The sequence below is a fragment of the Enterococcus sp. DIV1059_2 genome (assembly GCF_051713685.1).
Classification (GTDB): Bacteria; Bacillota; Bacilli; order Lactobacillales; family Enterococcaceae; genus Enterococcus_D; species Enterococcus_D casseliflavus.
In genome coordinates this window covers 2,546,678-2,561,817 of sequence record NZ_JBIOQK010000001.1, presented here as the reverse complement: position 1 = coordinate 2,561,817, position 15,140 = coordinate 2,546,678, and the positions used below count along the sequence as shown (strand labels likewise).

Below are 15,140 nucleotides of genomic sequence, written 5' to 3'. Positions count from 1 at the left end.
AAATGGAAACGTTATATGACGTACAACAATTACTGAAACAATTTGGTGTTTACGTATATGTCGGCAAGCGGATCTACGATATAGAACTGATGCAAATCGAGCTGAAAAACTTTTATGACAGTCGCTTGATAGAGCGGGATGTATATCTGACTGCCCGGCGAATTCTTACGCGGGAGCATCGAATTGAAGAAAGCCGGGAGGAAAACAAGTGATGGACAAAAAAATCATCGGAATTGATTTAGGCGGAACAACGGTGAAATTCGCTATTTTAACGAGCGAAGGCGAGATTCAGCAAAAATGGAGTATTGAAACCAATATTCTTGATGAAGGCTCACATATTGTGCCAGAAATCGTGGCATCGATCAATCATCGCCTAGAATTATATGGCTTACAGCCAGAAGCATTTATCGGTATTGGTATGGGGACACCAGGAAGTGTCGATCGTGACAAAGGAACCGTCATCGGTGCCTACAATCTGAACTGGAAAACACTTCAGCCAGTCAAAGAACTGATTGAAAAAGGCACAAAAATCCCCTTTGCCATCGATAACGATGCCAATGTAGCAGCTTTAGGTGAGCGCTGGAAAGGGGCAGGGGATAACAATCCTGATGTCATCTTTATCACACTAGGTACAGGTGTTGGCGGCGGTATCATCATGGAAGGGCAATTGCTTCATGGGGTTGCTGGTTGTGCTGGAGAAATCGGTCATATCACTGTTGATCCTGAAGGGTTTGAATGTACTTGCGGCAAACGTGGTTGTTTAGAAACGGTTTCTAGTGCGACGGGTGTTGTGCGAGTTGCTCGACAGTTGGCAGAAGAATATGCTGGCGATTCGGCATTGAAACAGCAGCTGGACAATGGGGAAGATGTTTCAAGTAAAGATATTTTTGAAGCGGCTCAAGCAAACGATCCATTTGGCTTGATGGTCGTTGATAAAGTGTGCTTCTACCTTGGGTTGGCATGCGGAAACTTAGGAAACACATTAAATCCATCGAGTATCGTTTTAGGTGGAGGCGTATCAGCAGCCGGTGAATTTTTACGTGAACGGGTTGCTGCCTACTTTGCTCAATTTACCTTCCCACAGGTAACGGAAAGTACCGAAATCAAATTGGCTGAACTTGGGAATGACGCCGGTGTGATCGGGGCAGCATCATTAGCTTTGCAATTTGCAGCAAAAGCTTAGATGTCAAGCTGCTAGGCAATGATACATTCAAGCAGCATAAATCAAAAAAAGAATGATTGTTACAATAGAGAGGAATAGAAGAAATGACACCAATTATGTGGCTAAACTTGGTTTTGGGATTAATCATCTTAGCAATCGCTTTGAACTGGGCGTATTTTCAAATCATGGGACGCCGTTCAGCAACGATCATCACAGAAGATGAATTCAAAGCAGGAATGAAGAAAGCCCAAGTGATCGATGTTCGGGAAAAAAATGAGTTTGACAGTGGACATATTTTAGGGGCGCGTAATATTCCCTTTACTGTTTTAACCAATTCCTTCAGCGCATTTCGTAAAGATCAACCGATCTACTTATATGACACGCGTAAATCGTTGAGTATTCGCGCAGCGAATAAATTACGTAAAGAAGGCTTTACCAATGTCTATATCCTAAAAGAAGGATATGAAGGCTGGAGCGGCAAGACGAAAAAGAAAAATAGTTTATAAAATAGAGAACTCAAGGCAAAAGAACACAAGCAAATTTGAATGAGTGACGAAACACCAAACGGAGTGTTTCAAGTAAGTCATTGTTCAATTTACATTGTGGGCTTTTGCCTTTATTTGAACTTAGGTCTATTAATAAGGAGAGTGTGCGTTGATCAAGCGAAAAAGAATTTATGAAGCGGCGGAAACGACAGATGGCTATCGGGTATTGGTGGATCGCATCTGGCCTAGAGGGATGAAAAAGGAAACAGCTCAGATCGATCTATGGCTCAAAGCAGTCGCACCAAGTACTGAATTGCGCAAATGGTTTGGGCATGATCCTGAACGTTTTGATGCGTTTAAAGACCGCTATCTACAAGAATTAGAGAAAGCGCCCGCAAAAGTTGCCCTGGCGCAGTTAAACGCGTTGGTTGCTGAACAAGAGACCGTGACCTTACTATACGGAGCGAAAAATGAAGAACAAAATCAAGGCGTGATTTTGCAGGACTTATTGGAGAAGGAAGAATGATTACCTAAAAGAGCCGCCAGCCTATTGAAGGCTGACGGCTCTTTTGTAGCTAATGATTAACGGGCAACGCTTTTACGCATCGCACGTTTCCGTTTTTCATCATGATCCGCTTGTTGTTCATCAATTGGATCAATCACTTGTTTCTTGACCGTCATAACAACACTTGCAGCTGCAGCAACCGTTGCGACTGTTCCTACTAAAAATCCTGAAAGAAATCGTTTCATCATTAAACACCTCGCCTTTAGTTATAGGTTCATTATGAATGAAAACGGAAAAAATATCAAAAAAAATCACTTTTGGGATTGAAAACGCTTGAAATAATTTAGTAAATATTTTACAATAAGTTTACTAAAAAGAAAGTGGGAGTGAGAGAAATGGAGCAATTGCAACAGATATTTATTGATAAATTTGGAACAGAAGGCACAGGCATGTATTTTGCACCAGGGAGAATCAACTTGATCGGTGAACACACGGATTACAATGGCGGTTATGTTTTCCCGGCGGCGATCACATTAGGGACGTATGCAGTAGCGCGAAAACGTGAAGACCAGTTGATCCAACTCTATTCAGAGAACTTTCCAGAAAAAGGCGTGATCTCCTTTTCGTTAGATGAGCTGGATTACCGAAAAGAAGATGATTGGACAAACTATCCGAAAGGAGTCGTTCGTTTTCTAAAAGAAGCGGGGCAAGTGATCGATCGAGGCTTTGACATCGCTTTTTATGGCAACATTCCGAATGGCGCAGGTCTTTCTTCTTCGGCATCGATTGAATTGCTGACGGGGGTTTGTCTAAAAGATCTCTTTGATTTAACCCTGACGACCTTGGACTTAGTTAAAATCGGCAAAAAAGTCGAAAATGAGTTTATTGGCGTTAACTCAGGGATCATGGATCAATTTGCGATCGGAATGGGTCAAAAAGACCATGCATTGCTTTTAGATACGAACACGTTAAATTATGAAGTCGTACCAGCGGCATTTGGCGATTATGTCGTAGCGATCATGAATACCAATAAGCGACGCGAATTGGCTGATTCTAAATACAATGAACGACGTGCAGAATGTGAAGAAGCATTGGCTCGTTTGCAAAAATCATTAGCCATTGATTCATTGGGCGCATTAGACGAAGCAACCTTTTTTGCAAATACAGCATTGATCGATGATCCACGCTTGATCAAACGGGCGAAACATGCGGTGACGGAAAACCAACGGACATTGAAAGCAAAAGCTGCTTTGACTGCTGGTGATCTTGAAGAATTCGGCCAGTTATTAAATGCCTCCCATGCTTCATTGCGAGATGATTATGAAGTGACAGGGCATGAACTAGATACACTAGTCGCAGCCGCTCAAGCGCACCCTGCTGTTCTAGGTGCGCGGATGACGGGTGCGGGCTTTGGCGGTTGCGGGATCGCATTGGTCAAAGCAAGTGAATGGGCTGATTTCGAAGCGTCAGTCAAAGCAGCCTATTTAGCAGAAATCGGCTACGCAACCGACATTTATCAAGCAAGTATTGATGATGGTGCACGAAAACTGTAGAATAAGAAACGATGAAGGAATGAAGAAAGAAGGCTGAAAATATGGCGATTTTAGTATTAGGAGGAGCCGGCTATATCGGTTCTCATGCAGTCGATCAATTGATCGAACAAGGAAAACAAGTCGTTGTCGTTGACAATTTGCTGACAGGACATCGCCAAGCGATTCATCCAGCAGCAACCTTTTATGAAGGAGATATTCGCGACAAAGCATTTTTACAATCGGTATTTGAAAAAGAAACGATCGATGGCGTGATTCACTTTGCTGCCAGCTCTTTGGTGGGAGAATCTGTGGAAAAACCATTGAAGTATTTCAACAATAATGTGTATGGGATGCAGGTCCTCTTAGAAGTGATGAAGGAACATCAAGTGAAACATATCGTCTTTTCCTCTACAGCAGCAACTTATGGGGAACCTGACCATAGTCCAATCACGGAAGAAACCCCAACAAATCCTAAAAATCCATATGGCGAAAGCAAGTTGATCATGGAAAAAATGATGCGTTGGTGCGATGAAGCTTATGGAATGAAGTATGTCGCATTGCGTTATTTCAATGTGGCTGGCGCGAAGTCGGATGCTTCGATCGGTGAAGACCATGATCCAGAAACACACTTAGTACCGATCATCTTGCAAGCTGCTTTAGGACAACGTAAAGAGGTAGCGATTTTTGGGGAGGATTACGATACTCCAGATGGTACTTGTGTTCGCGATTATGTCCATGTCGAAGATCTGATCGCTGCTCACCTGTTGGCATTAGAATATTTACAAAAAGGCAATGAGAGCAATGTCTTCAATCTAGGCAGCAATCATGGGTACTCTGTGAAAGAAATGGTGGAAGCTGCTCGCAATGTAACGAAAAAAGAGATCCCAGCCAGAGTGGCGCCTCGCCGTGCCGGTGATCCAAGTACCTTAGTGGCATCGAGTGAAAAAGCACGAAAGGTTTTAGGCTGGAAACCAGTCTATACCGACGTCGAAGCAATCATCGAGACTGCTTGGAATTGGCATGTCAGCCATCCAAATGGGTATCAAGGGCAGGAGGAATAACCAATGACGATCAGCCAAACAATCAGCGATTTCGTCACTTTAGCAATCAAGGCTGGCGGCTGGATGGAAATGGATCGTATTTATTTGCAAAACCGAGTACTAGCCATGATCGGGGAAGCTGTTTTTGAGCCCAGCGAAATTCGTTCTGTCGATCGGTCCTCCACTGATTTGATGGACGAGCTGGTGGCATGCGCTTTGAGCAATCAGCGAATTGGCGATTCTCACGCAGAAAGAGAAATCTTTGAAGCCCAGTTGATGGACTTTTTGACGCCACCGCCTTCGGTAGTCAATGCTTTTTTTGCGCAGCATTATGCCAATGATCCTAAAGAAGCGACGGATTATTTCTTTGAGCTGTGCCGTCAAAATGATTACATCAAGACTCGGGCCATCGCAAAGAATATCGTGTTCCCAGTTGATACCGAATATGGGGAGATCGAGATCACGATCAATTTATCAAAACCTGAAAAAGATCCCAAGCAAATAGCGAAAGAAGGAGCTGCTGCTTCTGTAGATTATCCGAAATGTATGTTGTGTTTGGAAAATGAAGGCTACCAAGGACGAGTCAATTATCCAGCGCGGACCAACCATCGGATCATCCGTATGAATTTGGATAATGAAGCATGGGGCTTTCAATATTCGCCCTATGCCTACTACAATGAGCATTCGATTTTTCTCTCTTTAGACCATCGTCCTATGAAAATCAATTTGCAAACCTTCGCTCGCTTGTTGCAGATCATTGAAGTGATGCCGCATTATTTTGTCGGGTCCAATGCCGATCTGCCGATCGTTGGGGGTTCGATCTTGTCTCATGACCATTATCAAGGGGGACGGCACACGTTTGCCATGGCAAAAGCGCCGATCGAGCAACACTTTTCTTTAACTGGTTTTCCTGATGTCGCTGCGGGGATCGTGAAGTGGCCAATGTCGGTGATACGACTACAAGCGAAAAACAAACAAAAATTAGCCGCCGCTTGCCAATATGTGTTAGCCCAATGGCAACAGTACTCAGATCCAAGTGTTTCGATCAATGCCTTTTCAGAAGATGGAACGCCTCATCATACGGTGACACCGATCGCACGCAAGCAAGGAGAGCTGTTTGAAATGGACTTAGTCTTGCGGGATAATAATGTTTCCCAAGAACATCCTGACGGCATTTTTCATCCGCATCAAGAAGTGCAGCATATCAAAAAAGAAAATATCGGATTGATTGAAGTCATGGGCTTGGCAGTTCTCCCGCCGCGTTTAGCTCCGGAACTAGAAGAAGTGACTGCTTATCTATTGGATCAGCCCAATCAAATCGCGGCATACCATATTCCTTGGGCAGATGCGATCAAAGCCCAGCACCCAGAATGCAATGCCGAAAACGTGTCGCAGATTTTACGTAATGCATTAGGGGAAGTCTTTACACAAGTATTGACGCATGCAGGCGTCTTCAAGCGAGACCAGACAGGGCAAGCGGCCTTTGCTCGCTTTATAGCTACTTTATAAAAAAGTTCCCCGCAAAAAAAGGAGGCTGGAAGATGGCAACGATCAAAGATATTGCACAACAGGCTGGCGTCTCGCCAGCCACTGTATCACGGGTGCTGAATTACGATTCAGAATTGTCGGTCAGTTCTGAAACCAAAGAGAAAATTTTTAAAGCCGCAGAAGCACTCAATTACACAAAACATAAAAAAAAGAGTCAGCCAGAAACCAGTAGTATGCGCTTGATCCAATGGTTTGATACCGAGGAAGAATTAGCGGATCTTTACTATTTAGCGATCCGTATCGGGATTGAAAACAAAACCGAAGAATTAGGGATTCGTTTGCTGAAAGAACCCTACGAAGGATTGACTGATACCGCAGTCGATGGAACGATTGCACTAGGAAAATTCGATGATCACCAGATTCGACAATTGAAAAAAAGCCAATCCAATTTGTTGATGGTCGATTTTGACGCATTGGCTCAAGGCGTCAATTCCCTGGTGGTGGACTTTCAACAAGCGGTGGATTTAGTGATCGATGACTTTATTGCAAAAGGCCACCAAAGGATCGGCTTGTTATCAGGCGTTGAGTTTACCAAGGATCATCACCAAGAAATCGAAGACCCTCGGCGCCGAATTTTTGAGGAACGGCTCCGTCGGTTGAAGCTGCACCACCCGCAATATCACCTCAGCGCACCGTTTACAGTAGAGGGCGGTTATGAGGCGATGAAAGAGTATTTGCAGCAAAACAGAGAGTTGCCAAGTGCTTTATTTGCTTCCAGTGATGCCTTAGCGATTGGCGCTATGCGTGCTTTGCAAGAAAAAAACATCAAGATTCCTGAGGAGATCGCAATTATCGGCTTCAACGATGTCAGTGTTGCAAAGTACGTCTTTCCGACGCTGTCAACCATCAAAGTTCATACGGAATGGCTGGGGGAGCTGGCAGTGACGACCTTGCTGGATATCATTACGAATGCAGCCCCCGTTCCTCGCAAAGTTACGATCGCAACGGAACTGATCACGCGCCAATCCTCCTAGCAACCAGTTGAATCACCGAAGGATGTCGTTACACACGTCAACTGAGTTTTAATGGAATAACAAAAAAAATGACTATCGTCTTACCCGAACCTTTAAACAGCCTCGTCGGTTTGCAGCTGCAGCCGTGCTTGCTTTTTTCAAAGGTTCGGGTATTGTTGTCCTATTGCTTTTTTTCTAAACGCAGGCATCTTTTTGGAGACTTGGTTGGGCATTTGATTAGAATATGGTAGAATATGAGAGAGTTTTTTGAATGGGGAGAAGATAGATGAAAACATTAGCGATTGATACCTCAAACCAGACACTGGCGGTTGCGGTGGTCGATGGTCAAGAAGTGTTGGGACAAAGCCAGACGATGGCGATCAAAAACCACAGCACAGCATTGATGCCTGCCATTGATGGATTGATGCAAGCGGTGGGGATGGCACCTAAAGAGCTGGAGCAAATCGTTGTTGCGAAAGGTCCTGGTTCGTATACAGGTTTGCGAATCGGCGTCACAACAGCAAAAACGCTGGCGCAAACATTGAACATCCCGCTGATTGGTGTTTCTAGTTTGAAAGCAGTCGCTGCCAATTGTGTGGGCGTATCGCAAGTGATCGTGCCGTTGTTTGACGCTCGCCGTCAAAATGTCTACGCAGGTGCCTACCAATGGCATAATGGGACCTTAGAAACAAGGATCAAAGACCAGCATATCTCACTGTCTGAATTATTGACCCAGTTAAAAGCAGTCGATGGTCAAGAAGTGCTATTTGTCGGCGCCGATACCATCAAATTTAAAGACATGATCGAGGCGGAACTGCCGACAGCCCATATCAATCAAGTGTCGTTATGGAATTACCCGAATGGCGTTGTTTTAGCTGCTATTGCGAAAGAAGAAGCGCCGGTCGCTTCGATCCATGATTTTGTACCAGACTATTTAAAATTAGTTGAAGCCGAAGAAAAATGGTTAGCCTCGCATGAACCGGGAGTGGATGCCTATGTTGAAAAAATTTAAAACGATGACGGGAAAGCTGGCTCTTTTCCGTCAGATTCAATACCCAGAGCGTAAAAAAGAGATACGAGGGGAAACGTACGTTGTTCGTGAATTAGTCGGAGATGACATTAAAGAGCTGCTGCAGGTGGAGCGTCTCGTGTATGCTGGGGAACTGCCTTGGACCAAGAGCGCCTTTTTGTCAGAACTTTATTCACGGGTCAAACATCTTTATTTGGGCATCTTGCATAATGAGCGGATGATTGGGTTTATCGGGGTGCGGATTTTAGGCGCTGATGCCCATATCACCAATATCGCGATCATTCCTGATTATCAAGGAAAAGGGATCGGTTCTTTCTTGCTAGGAGAAATCGAACGTTATGCACGGAAAAACAAATGTGACCGTTTGACATTAGAAGTTCGCCTGGGCAATCGTGATGCGCAACGTTTGTATCGGACCCTCGGGTTTGTTTCACAGGCGATCAAAACGGCGTACTACACTGAAGGCAATGAAGACGCATTGGATATGGTGAAATTTTTAAATGACTAACGAACAAGCAGATCAAACGATCCCGACACCGCAAATGCTCTGGTCATTGGCAGATCAGAGCTATCCCTTTGGCTCGCCTTGGAATGTGCAGCAATTTCAACAAGATTTGCAAAACAGCAACAGTCGCTATTTGTTCCGTTATGGAAAAACCAATCAAGAGCTAATTGGGTTTCTCTGTTTTCAGCAAGTGCTGGATGAAGCAGAGTTGTTTAATATAGCGGTTTTACCAGCGTATCAAGGTCGTGGTTTGGCGAAAGAATTGTTGAAGCAAATGGAATCGCTCGTGGAACAAACCGATGGTCGGCGCATCTATCTTGAAGTGCGTGTGTCGAATTTGCAAGCACAAGCTCTTTATTTACGTATGGGCTATACAGTCATCGGTCGTAGAAAAAAATATTACAGTCATCCAGAAGAGGATGCGTTGATTATGGAAAAGAAAGTAGGCGGACAAAAATCAAATGAATGAATTGATTTTAGCCATTGAAAGCAGTTGTGATGAAACCAGTGTGGCAGTGATTAAAAACGGCGACACCATTTTAAGTAACATTGTTGCTTCGCAGATCAAGAGCCACCAGCGCTTCGGCGGTGTCGTACCAGAAGTCGCTAGTCGTCACCATGTCGAACAGATTACTTTATGTATCGAAGAAGCATTGACACAGGCCGACACCCAACCTGAAGAGTTGTCAGCTGTTGCTGTTACCTATGGTCCAGGGTTGGTTGGGGCACTGTTGATTGGGCTGTCTGCAGCAAAAGCCTTTGCCTGGGCCCACAGCTTACCGCTGATTCCGGTCAATCACATGGCAGGACATATTTATGCAGCTCGCCTAGTGAAGCCATTGGTTTTTCCTTTAATGGCATTATTGGTCAGCGGTGGCCACACCGAATTGGTGTATATGGCAGAAGATGGCTCTTTTGAGATCATCGGTGAAACGAGAGATGATGCCGCTGGTGAAGCCTATGACAAAGTCGGTCGTGTTCTGGGGTTGCCTTATCCTAGTGGGAAAGAAATTGATCGCCTTGCGCATCTAGGCAGTGATACGTATCACTTTCCTCGAGCAATGATACAAGAAGATAATTTTGATTTTAGTTTCAGCGGCTTAAAGAGTTCCTTTATCAATTTTGTGCATAATGCACAGCAAAGAGAGGAAGCTTTGTCAGTAGAAAATCTAGCAGCTAGTTTCCAAGCCAGCGTTGTCGAAGTATTGGTTCACAAAACGTTGCGGGCATGCCAAGCTTATCCTGTAAACCAGCTGATCGTTGCTGGAGGAGTCGCGGCGAATCAAGGCTTGCGTGACGCTTTACAAAAAGCGATGCAGGAATTGCCGGAAGTGGAATTGTTGATTCCACCGTTGCGTCTTTGCGGAGATAATGCGGCCATGATTGGAGCTTATGCCCATGTTGCGTTGAAAAAGCAGCGCTTAGCAGATCTTTCATTGAATGCTGATCCAAGTGTCAGCTTTGCCCATACGATTTCTTAAGATGATTGCACCTAAGATCCGTTCTTAGGTGTTTTTTTGGTTTCTTTATGAGCAAATAGAAGATTTTGTTGTATTTTATTTCATAATTTGATATTATCATGTATAATTATTAGTTAATTGAAGGGCGGGTATGCAATGACATCGGTTTTTAAAGGACGCAGTTTTTTAGCAGAAAAGGATTTTACAAAAGAAGAACTACAATATTTGATTGATTTTTCCCAGCACTTGAAAGGGATGAAGGCCAACAATCAACCACATCGCTACTTAGAAGGAAAAAATATTGCACTTTTATTTGAAAAGAATTCGACACGGACGCGAGCAGCCTTTACGGTTGCAGCGGTGGATCTGGGGGCACATCCGGAATTTTTAGGGGCCAATGATATTCAGTTGGGGTCTAAAGAATCTGTTGAAGATACCGCCAAAGTATTCGGCCGCATGTTCGACGGGATCGAGTTTCGCGGCTTTAGTCAACAGGTTGTCGAAGATCTGGCCAACTATTCAGGTGTACCTGTTTGGAATGGCTTAACGGATGAATGGCATCCAACGCAAATGATTGCTGACTTTTTAACCATTCAAGAAAACTTTGGTGAGCTGACTGGCTTGACCATCGCATTCTGTGGGGATGGGCGTAACAATGTCGCCAATTCTTTGTTAGTGACCAGTGCGATTTTAGGGGTCAATATTCATGTCGTCACTCCGAAAGTCTTGCAGCCAGAAGCAACCATCATCGCACAGGCACAAGCCTATGCCAAGCAATCGGGCGCAAAGATTTTGGTGACTGATGATGTGGATCAAGGTGTTCTAGGCGCTGATGTCGTGTATACCGATGTTTGGGTATCAATGGGTGAAGAAGAAAAATTCCAAGAGCGGATCGAACAGCTGCTGCCGTATCAAGTCAACCAATCGTTGATGAAAAAAACACAAAACGATCAAGTGATTTTTATGCATTGTTTGCCAGCATTTCATGATGATCAGACCACGTATGGCAAAAAAGCAGCGCAGGCGTATGGAATTTCTGAGATGGAAGTCACTGATGAGGTCTTTCGCAGTAAGTATGCCCGTCAATTTGATCAAGCCGAAAATCGTTTGCACTCAATCAAAGCGATCATGGCAGTGACTGCTGGAGATTTATTTATTCCTAAAGTATAAAATAATTTTTTTTGAAAATGCCAAAATCTCGCTAGCCAAACAAACATTTCTTTGCTATACTTTCTGGGAAGTAAATAGCCTTGATTTGATGAAACAAGAGAAGTAGCGATTCGAGTATCAGTTAGCGAGTTCGGGGTGGTGGAAGCCGAATTGATCAGATTGTGAAACGCACTTGTGAGAATTTGCCAAGCAAACGGAATTCTGCCGTTATCAGAAAAAAGTAGGTCCGAAAAGGACAATCAGAGTGGTACCGCGGGAAATCTCGTCTCTAGTGCATGTTATGCGCTAGAGGCTTTTTTTGTTTTTATCAATCATTTCTTGCATGAAAAACATACAGCTGTTTGCTTGCTTCAAACAACTTTTCATCAAAACATGGGCTCAGTCATTATAGGAGGGATACTATGAATAACAAAGAAATCGTCGCACAAGCCATCCATCAAGTAGTAAAAGAAGATCTATCGATCGAACAAGTTCAGCAATTACTGGAAAATCCAAAGTCAGCTGACCATGGGGATGTGGCATTCCCAGCCTTCTCGCTAGCAAAAGTCTATCGGAAAGCGCCGCAGCAAATTGCCGCAGACTTAGCAGAAAAAATCGATCAAGCGTCTTTTGAAAAAATTGAAGTGGTCGGTTCATATTTAAACTTCTTTATGGATAAAAAAGCAATCTCTGCCCACGTCTTAGAGATGGTTCTCAAAGAAAAAAATCATTTTGGCGATCAAACCATCGGCAATCAGCAAGCAGTACCCATCGATATGTCTTCACCAAATATTGCCAAACCCATCTCAATGGGGCATTTGCGTTCCACTGTGATCGGTAACTCAATCGGCTTTATTTTAGAAAAAATCGGTTACCAGCCAATTCGCATCAACCATTTAGGCGACTGGGGCACACAATTTGGGAAATTGATCGTGGCCTATAAAAAATGGGGGTCAGAAGAAGCGGTCAAAGCGGAACCAATCAACGAACTGTTGCGTTTGTATGTTGATTTTCACGAAGCTGCCGAGACAGATAAACAATTAGAAGATGATGCGAGAGCTTGGTTCAAGAAACTAGAAGATGGTGACCAAGAAGCAATGGATTTGTGGCAATGGTTCCGTGATGAATCATTAAAAGAATTCAATAAAATCTACGATATGTTGGAAGTTTCCTTTGATTCATTGAATGGCGAAGCTTTCTATAATGATAAAATGACAGAAGTCGTGGAATTATTAGAGGAAAAACACTTGTTGAAAGAAGACCAAGGGGCAGAGATCGTTGATTTGGCTGCGTATGACTTAAATCCAGCCTTGATCCGCAAATCCGATGGTGCGACTCTTTACATCACACGGGACATGGCCGCAGCGCTGTACCGCAAACGGACCTACAATTTTGCCAAATCATTGTACGTGGTAGGAAATGAGCAAAGTTATCACTTCAAGCAATTAAAAGCTGTTTTGAAGGAAATGGGCTTTGAGTGGGCAGATGATATGACCCACGTACCATTTGGATTGATCACCAAAGATGGGAAAAAATTATCTACGAGAAAAGGGAAGATCGTTCTTTTAGAAGAAGTATTGAATGAAGCGATCGATTCGGCGAAAGAACAAATCACTGAAAAGAACCCAACGCTTGAAAACAAAGAAGAAGTTGCAAAACAAGTCGGTGTCGGGGCAGTCGTTTTCCACGACTTGAAAAATGACCGTTTGAATAATTTCGACTTTACGCTAGAAGAAGTTGTCCGTTTTGAAGGAGAGACCGGACCCTATGTGCAATATTCTCATGCCCGTGCCATGAGCATTCTTGAAAAAGCCGACTTTGATCCTGCTGTTGTCAGCAGTTTGTCATTGGCAGATACTGAGAGCTGGGAAGTCATCAAATTGATTCAGCGCTACCCAGAAACCGTGCTGCAAGCAGCAGAAAAATATGAACCATCCGTCATTGCTAAACATGCCATCAAATTGGCACAGGCCTTTAATAAGTATTACGCCAATGTGAAAATCTTGGCTGAAGATGCGGAAAAAGACGCACGTCTGGCTCTAGTTTATGCAGTAACGACCTTATTAAAAGAAGATTTACGGTTGCTTGGTTTACATGCACCCGACAAAATGTAACAAAAAAAGCTGTGTCCTTGTTTCGACAAGGACACAGCTTTTTTGTAGTAAAAATACAGATAGGTCACATTTGTTCGGTGTCTTATAAGACCGCGTGGTTTCTGATAAATTGATAAAAAGTTTCGGCATCTTCGTCGCTGCGGGAAATCACCGCTACTGTATCAAAGCCCGCCAACGAGCAAACTTTTTCTGGCATAGTCACTTCATCGATCGCAGCCGAAAGCAAAGGCGCATTGTCCGCAACGGTATGGATCAACGTCATAAATTGCACACGATCTACTTTAGTGACAACGTCTTCGATCATCTGTATCAAACGCTGCTCTTCTTCTTTTTCATCTTCTGACGATTGCATTCCTTGAAAAATGACAAACTTCGTCTGACCTGTTTCATCGGGCACTTTCACGATTTTCAAATCACGAATATCGCGAGAGATGGTCGCTTGCGTGGCGGAGACGCCTTGGGCTTCCAATTGCTGCAATAATTCTTCTTGCGTGCGTACAGTATGTTCAGTAATGATTTGTCTAATAAGTAAATGGCGATCAGCTTTTCGCATAGGTAAACTCCTTTAAGCATGATTGATTAAGTCAGCCTTATCATAGCAGATAAAGCCGAAAAAACCTAGATATAATAAGAAAAGAATTAGAACGTTAAAAAAAAGCTGGACCACGAATCGTAGTTTTTCATTTGAATCAGTTGCATTTCTTTTTTAGCTACTGTATACTGTTTAAGGCGTGAGTTTTTCACGTCAATCCCACATCTTGTTCCATCTGCGAAGCGGTGCTGATCGATTCAGTTCTTCAAGGAGTAAAAGAGCAAGAGAGGAAAACAAAAAAACCAAATTGGAGGAAACACAACATGGCAGTAATCTCAATGAAACAATTACTAGAAGCCGGCGTACACTTTGGTCACCAAACTCGTCGCTGGAACCCAAAAATGAAGAAATATATCTTCACAGAAAGAAACGGCATCTACATCATTGATTTGCAAAAAACAGTGAAATTAGTAGACGCAGCTTACGACTATATGAAAAATGTTGCTGAAGAAGGCGGCGTTGCATTGTTCGTAGGTACTAAAAAACAAGCACAAGAAGCAATCAAAGAAGAAGCAATCCGTTCAGGTCAATACTATGTTAACCATCGTTGGTTAGGTGGAACTTTGACAAACTGGGAAACAATCCAAAAACGTGTTGCTCGTTTGAAACAAATCAACAAAATGGAAGAAGATGGCACATTTGCTGTTCTTCCTAAAAAAGAAGTCGTTGGCTTGAACAAAGAGCGCGAACGTCTTGAAAAATTCTTGGGCGGTATCGCTGATATGCCAAGAATTCCAGATGTAATGTACGTTGTTGACCCACGTAAAGAACGTATCGCGATCCAAGAAGCACGCAAATTAAATATCCCGATCGTAGCGATGGTCGATACAAACTGTGATCCAGACGAAATCGATGTTGTTATCCCATCAAATGATGACGCTATTCGTGCCGTTAAATTGATCACTGCGAAAATGGCAGATGCTTTCATCGAAGGTAACCAAGGCGAAGACCAAGTAGCAGAAGAAGATTTTGCTGCTGAATCAACAGAAAACGCAACTTCAATCGAAGAAATCGTTGATGTTGTCGAAGGCGACAACGCATCAGCTGAATAATAAATGATGGAGC

The 15,140-nt window shown here is 43.5% G+C and carries 17 protein-coding genes and 1 other annotated feature; of the genes, 15 read left to right on the top strand and 2 right to left on the bottom strand.

The annotated features are described in order from the left end of the window. Nucleotides 1–2: 2 nt before the first annotated feature. The 4 genes from IGI72_RS11825 (at nucleotide 3) to IGI72_RS11810 (ending at nucleotide 2,173) form a co-directional block, all read left to right on the top strand. Nucleotides 3–212, top strand: a complete 210-nt coding sequence (locus IGI72_RS11825) for a YqgQ family protein (protein ID WP_438754306.1) — start codon at nucleotides 3–5, stop codon at nucleotides 210–212. After that, the gene (locus IGI72_RS11820) at nucleotides 212–1,183 is read left to right on the top strand and encodes an ROK family glucokinase (protein WP_438755099.1); all 972 of its coding nucleotides are present in this window, start codon (nucleotides 212–214) and stop codon (nucleotides 1,181–1,183) included. Before IGI72_RS11825 ends, IGI72_RS11820 begins: the two co-directional genes overlap by 1 nt. A gap of 83 nt (nucleotides 1,184–1,266) precedes the next feature. Beyond that, the gene (locus IGI72_RS11815; RefSeq protein WP_438754304.1) at nucleotides 1,267–1,668 is read left to right on the top strand and encodes a rhodanese-like domain-containing protein; all 402 of its coding nucleotides are present in this window, start codon (nucleotides 1,267–1,269) and stop codon (nucleotides 1,666–1,668) included. Between the two features lie 148 nt (nucleotides 1,669–1,816). Next, complete coding sequence (locus IGI72_RS11810; protein WP_438754302.1) at nucleotides 1,817–2,173, top strand: DUF488 domain-containing protein; 357 nt, start codon at nucleotides 1,817–1,819, stop codon at nucleotides 2,171–2,173. A gap of 56 nt (nucleotides 2,174–2,229) precedes the next feature. On the opposite strand, the gene IGI72_RS11805 is transcribed toward IGI72_RS11810, so the two are convergent. Beyond that, nucleotides 2,230–2,397 carry a DUF3042 family protein gene (locus IGI72_RS11805; RefSeq protein WP_017144401.1) on the bottom strand — a complete coding sequence of 56 codons (168 nt, stop codon included), beginning with the start codon at nucleotides 2,395–2,397 and terminating at the stop codon, nucleotides 2,230–2,232. A gap of 150 nt (nucleotides 2,398–2,547) precedes the next feature. Between IGI72_RS11805 and IGI72_RS11800 the strand changes: the two genes are divergently transcribed. The 10 genes from IGI72_RS11800 (at nucleotide 2,548) to argS (ending at nucleotide 13,483) form a co-directional block, all read left to right on the top strand. Continuing rightward, entirely contained in the window at nucleotides 2,548–3,705 is a 1,158-nt protein-coding gene (locus IGI72_RS11800) for a galactokinase (protein ID WP_010749309.1), read from the top strand. A 41-nt stretch (nucleotides 3,706–3,746) separates the two neighbouring features. Next, nucleotides 3,747–4,745, top strand: a complete 999-nt coding sequence (galE, locus tag IGI72_RS11795; protein WP_005229400.1) for a UDP-glucose 4-epimerase GalE — start codon at nucleotides 3,747–3,749, stop codon at nucleotides 4,743–4,745. A 3-nt stretch (nucleotides 4,746–4,748) separates the two neighbouring features. After that, entirely contained in the window at nucleotides 4,749–6,233 is a 1,485-nt protein-coding gene (gene galT / locus IGI72_RS11790; protein WP_438754300.1) for a UDP-glucose--hexose-1-phosphate uridylyltransferase, read from the top strand. 32 nt (nucleotides 6,234–6,265) lie between these two features. Next, nucleotides 6,266–7,246: a LacI family DNA-binding transcriptional regulator gene (locus IGI72_RS11785; RefSeq protein ID WP_438754298.1), complete on the top strand. Its 981-nt coding sequence runs from the start codon at nucleotides 6,266–6,268 to the stop codon at nucleotides 7,244–7,246. A 265-nt stretch (nucleotides 7,247–7,511) separates the two neighbouring features. Continuing rightward, nucleotides 7,512–8,237, top strand: a complete 726-nt coding sequence (gene tsaB, locus IGI72_RS11780) for a tRNA (adenosine(37)-N6)-threonylcarbamoyltransferase complex dimerization subunit type 1 TsaB (RefSeq protein ID WP_010749312.1) — start codon at nucleotides 7,512–7,514, stop codon at nucleotides 8,235–8,237. Continuing rightward, nucleotides 8,221–8,763 (top strand): ribosomal protein S18-alanine N-acetyltransferase, encoded by a 543-nt coding sequence (gene rimI / locus IGI72_RS11775; protein WP_005237007.1) that lies wholly within the window; start codon nucleotides 8,221–8,223, stop codon nucleotides 8,761–8,763. The genes tsaB and rimI (IGI72_RS11775) overlap by 17 nt, the downstream gene beginning before the upstream one ends. Then, nucleotides 8,756–9,229, top strand: a complete 474-nt coding sequence (rimI, locus tag IGI72_RS11770) for a ribosomal protein S18-alanine N-acetyltransferase (protein WP_438754296.1) — start codon at nucleotides 8,756–8,758, stop codon at nucleotides 9,227–9,229. Before rimI (IGI72_RS11775) ends, rimI (IGI72_RS11770) begins: the two co-directional genes overlap by 8 nt. After that, entirely contained in the window at nucleotides 9,222–10,241 is a 1,020-nt protein-coding gene (tsaD, locus tag IGI72_RS11765; RefSeq protein WP_015510054.1) for a tRNA (adenosine(37)-N6)-threonylcarbamoyltransferase complex transferase subunit TsaD, read from the top strand. Before rimI (IGI72_RS11770) ends, tsaD begins: the two co-directional genes overlap by 8 nt. Nucleotides 10,242–10,376: 135 nt before the next feature. Further along, on the top strand, nucleotides 10,377–11,390 hold the full coding sequence (gene argF, locus IGI72_RS11760; RefSeq protein ID WP_438754294.1) for an ornithine carbamoyltransferase: 1,014 nt from the start codon (nucleotides 10,377–10,379) through the stop codon (nucleotides 11,388–11,390). A gap of 79 nt (nucleotides 11,391–11,469) precedes the next feature. Next, nucleotides 11,470–11,663 (top strand) — a binding site (T-box leader). Between the two features lie 128 nt (nucleotides 11,664–11,791). Next, nucleotides 11,792–13,483, top strand: coding sequence for an arginine--tRNA ligase (gene argS / locus IGI72_RS11755; protein WP_438754292.1), 1,692 nt, complete (start codon nucleotides 11,792–11,794; stop codon nucleotides 13,481–13,483). 82 nt (nucleotides 13,484–13,565) lie between these two features. Here the strand turns inward: argS and IGI72_RS11750 are convergent, their stop codons facing one another. Beyond that, on the bottom strand, nucleotides 13,566–14,036 hold the full coding sequence (locus IGI72_RS11750; protein WP_005229424.1) for an arginine repressor: 471 nt from the start codon (nucleotides 14,034–14,036) through the stop codon (nucleotides 13,566–13,568). 302 nt (nucleotides 14,037–14,338) lie between these two features. Here IGI72_RS11750 and rpsB point away from each other — a divergent pair, with 302 nt between their 5' ends. After that, nucleotides 14,339–15,127, top strand: a complete 789-nt coding sequence (rpsB, locus tag IGI72_RS11745; protein ID WP_005229426.1) for a 30S ribosomal protein S2 — start codon at nucleotides 14,339–14,341, stop codon at nucleotides 15,125–15,127. Nucleotides 15,128–15,140: the final 13 nt, after the last annotated feature.

Excerpts from the sequence above, each read along its gene's own strand:
- IGI72_RS11825 (WP_438754306.1), top strand. The coding sequence starts at position 3 with ATGGAAACGTTATATGACGTACAACAATTACTGAAACAATTTGGTGTT.
- IGI72_RS11820 (WP_438755099.1), top strand. The coding sequence starts at position 212 with ATGGACAAAAAAATCATCGGAATTGATTTAGGCGGAACAACGGTGAAA.
- IGI72_RS11815 (WP_438754304.1), top strand. The coding sequence starts at position 1,267 with ATGACACCAATTATGTGGCTAAACTTGGTTTTGGGATTAATCATCTTA.
- IGI72_RS11805 (WP_017144401.1), bottom strand. The coding sequence starts at position 2,397 with ATGAAACGATTTCTTTCAGGATTTTTAGTAGGAACAGTCGCAACGGTT.
- IGI72_RS11800 (WP_010749309.1), top strand. The coding sequence starts at position 2,548 with ATGGAGCAATTGCAACAGATATTTATTGATAAATTTGGAACAGAAGGC.
- galE (WP_005229400.1), top strand. The coding sequence starts at position 3,747 with ATGGCGATTTTAGTATTAGGAGGAGCCGGCTATATCGGTTCTCATGCA.
- galT (WP_438754300.1), top strand. The coding sequence starts at position 4,749 with ATGACGATCAGCCAAACAATCAGCGATTTCGTCACTTTAGCAATCAAG.
- IGI72_RS11785 (WP_438754298.1), top strand. The coding sequence starts at position 6,266 with ATGGCAACGATCAAAGATATTGCACAACAGGCTGGCGTCTCGCCAGCC.
- tsaB (WP_010749312.1), top strand. The coding sequence starts at position 7,512 with ATGAAAACATTAGCGATTGATACCTCAAACCAGACACTGGCGGTTGCG.
- rimI (WP_005237007.1), top strand. The coding sequence starts at position 8,221 with ATGTTGAAAAAATTTAAAACGATGACGGGAAAGCTGGCTCTTTTCCGT.
- rimI (WP_438754296.1), top strand. The coding sequence starts at position 8,756 with ATGACTAACGAACAAGCAGATCAAACGATCCCGACACCGCAAATGCTC.
- tsaD (WP_015510054.1), top strand. The coding sequence starts at position 9,222 with ATGAATGAATTGATTTTAGCCATTGAAAGCAGTTGTGATGAAACCAGT.
- argF (WP_438754294.1), top strand. The coding sequence starts at position 10,377 with ATGACATCGGTTTTTAAAGGACGCAGTTTTTTAGCAGAAAAGGATTTT.
- argS (WP_438754292.1), top strand. The coding sequence starts at position 11,792 with ATGAATAACAAAGAAATCGTCGCACAAGCCATCCATCAAGTAGTAAAA.
- IGI72_RS11750 (WP_005229424.1), bottom strand. The coding sequence starts at position 14,036 with ATGCGAAAAGCTGATCGCCATTTACTTATTAGACAAATCATTACTGAA.
- rpsB (WP_005229426.1), top strand. The coding sequence starts at position 14,339 with ATGGCAGTAATCTCAATGAAACAATTACTAGAAGCCGGCGTACACTTT.